The organism is bacterium, assembly GCA_030649055.1.
Taxonomy (GTDB): domain Bacteria; phylum Patescibacteriota; class Minisyncoccia; order UBA6257; family JAUSGH01; genus JAUSGH01.
Genome location: JAUSGH010000005.1, coordinates 1 through 2,503 on the forward strand (window position 1 = coordinate 1; position 2,503 = coordinate 2,503).

The window sequence follows — 2,503 nt, forward strand, 5'->3', positions numbered from 1 at the left end:
CGGCGACTCCCCCGTGCCCGTCGGCTCGTACGATTTCACCTTCGGAAGCTTCACTGGTAAATCTTTTTCGGGAACCGCAACCGTACCGCAATCCAAACAATGGATAACGGGAATGGGCTCGCCCCAATACCGTTGGCGCGAAAAAATCCAATCGCGGAGTTTGTAGTTGATTGTTTTTTTGCCACCCACCTTCGCAACAACCTCATCCTTCGGAATAAGCGGACGGTCAATAATCGGAAGTTTAAACTTTTCCGCGAACGCGCGATCGCGTTCGTCGTGTTGCGGCACCGCCATAATGGCGCCCGTTCCATAGCCGCCCAACACATAATCCGCGACCCAAACAGGCAGCTCCTCGTTGTTCAGCGGATTGACGACTTTCACGCCCTTCAATTCAACGCCGGTTTTTTCTTTGTTCTCCTGCCGCTCGCGGTCACTGCGGTTTGTGGCGGCTGCGATGTATTTTTTAACCTCCTCCAAATTCTTAATTCCGGATTCCAGATTCTTGAGTGCCGGATGTTCCGGCGCCAACACAAGATATGTTGCTCCCGCAAGCGTATCTGGGCGAGTAGTGAAAACCTCAATGTATTCCTTCGACGAGCTCAGGAAATAATTTTCTTTATTCTCCGAGCGAAGTCGAGGAGATTCCTTAATTGGAAATTGGGAATTAGAAATTGGGAATTTTATTAGCGCCCCTTCCGACCGCCCGATCCAATTCCGCTGAAGCTCTTTCACTTTTTCCGGCCAGTCCAGCGCGTCTAAATCCTTCAAAAGCCGATCCGCGTATGCGGTGATTTTCAACACCCACTGCTTCAAATTTTTGCGTTCAACAGCGGCGCCGCACCGCTCGCAACAGCCGTCAGCCACTTCTTCGTTTGCCAACACTGTCAAATCTTTTGGACACCAATTCACCGGAATATTTGCCTCATACGCCAATCCTTTCTTAAACATCTGCAAAAAAATCCACTGCGTCCATTTATAGTAGTTCGGATCGGTGGTGTTCACCTCGCGGCTCCAATCATAGCTAAAGCCCGGCGCTTGAAGCTGGCGCTTAAAATTTTTGATATTTTTTTTGACGGCAACCTCAGGATGGATTTTGTGCTTCAACGCGTAATTTTCCGCGGGCAATCCGAACGCGTCCCAGCCCATGGGGTGCAGCACATTAAATCCGCGCATGCGGTAGTAGCGGCTTAAAATGTCCGAGCCGACATAGCCCAGCAAATGCCCCACGTGCAACCCCTCGCCTGAAGGATACGGGAACATGTCTAGGACATACTTCTTCTGTTTCGCTGATGTATCGGCGGCGCGCCACAATTTATAGCTTCCCTTTGCCCACACCGCCTGCCACTTTTTTTCTATTTTCCGATGGTTATATGCCATGAGATAGAGTATGCACGATTATTGAAATTTTTTCAAAAATGAGAAGTGCCGCGAGGTTCTCTCCTCGCGGCACTCTGCTTACGCTCTCACCACTTTGCGTTGCGGCATAGCAAAGACGGCGAACGACGTTCCTCTTCGGATGTACCAAGTGATCCACTTCAGATCCTGCAGAAGCTCGATGAACGCCTTCGGACTGAGCAGTTCCGTCGGGATATCAGCAAAGTAGCGGAGAAGGATCTTTCTGATTTCACGTCGCAGTTCCAGTTCGGTGAAGACGCGCCGATTGAGCTTCTGGCACGCCTTCTGAATGGGAAACATATGTTTCTCCTTGTAACAAAACGCTACGTTTAGGATACATGAATGCCGAAGATGGTCAAGCGTCCCAATTGAGATAATTTTCAAAAGCTAAGGGGCCGAGATTATTCATCATCGGCCCCGAAGTTCGCGGAGTATCGCGCCAGTCAACGCGTTGATGGTTGTTTCGCCCTCAGTTATGTCGAGCCGGCGCGCGACGTCTTCCTCAAACCGATCCTCCAAGTTCCTACCGTCCTCGCCGGCAATGCTTTTCACCTCATGCGGCGGCAACTGACGATCCAGAAGATTCATGAGCCCCCACATAATCGTCGACGCCGGCGCGCGAGATTTCTGCCGATCGCACACGAGAACAATCGCGCAACTCTCGCGATACGCAACGAGCGTTGGCAATTCGGTGAACTCGCAGATCTTCATCGCGAACATCCAACCGCCCGACGCCGCAACGCGAAACTTCTCCCCGACACTCGTCCAGTACAGCTGACTCACGCGCGTGAGCCGGAGCAGCGCGCCGATGATCTCCGTCTGCATACTCGGATCAATTTCGTACCAATGCATTTTCCACATCGCTTACTCCTTTCCGCACATACACTACGCTCATCGTACGCGCAATCGGCACAAAAAGGAAAGAGACCGGCCACCCTAAGGCAACCGGTCTCTCGCATTCTCTCTTGTGCCGCATCAGCCCTTGATCGCGGGCATCTGCGGCGGGCCGATGAGCGGCCACATATGGAGATCCTCCTTGTCGAACGTCGTTGTTCCCACGCCACCCATCACCGTACCCGGAGCCATGAGGAACGCGTGCGCGACGAAG

Annotated in this window: 3 protein-coding genes; all 3 read right to left on the bottom strand. The window is 52.3% G+C overall.

All coding sequences use genetic code 11. From position 1 onward, the window contains the following. The coding region (locus Q7R85_01570) for a class I tRNA ligase family protein (protein ID MDO8584790.1) at positions 1 to 1,377 on the bottom strand (1,377 nt) is incomplete at its 3' end. A gap of 78 nt (positions 1,378 to 1,455) precedes the next feature. After that, positions 1,456 to 1,695: a hypothetical protein gene (locus tag Q7R85_01575; protein MDO8584791.1), complete on the bottom strand. Its 240-nt coding sequence runs from the start codon at positions 1,693 to 1,695 to the stop codon at positions 1,456 to 1,458. A 108-nt stretch (positions 1,696 to 1,803) separates the two neighbouring features. After that, entirely contained in the window at positions 1,804 to 2,256 is a 453-nt protein-coding gene (locus Q7R85_01580; GenBank protein MDO8584792.1) for a hypothetical protein, read from the bottom strand. Positions 2,257 to 2,503 lie beyond the last annotated feature (247 nt).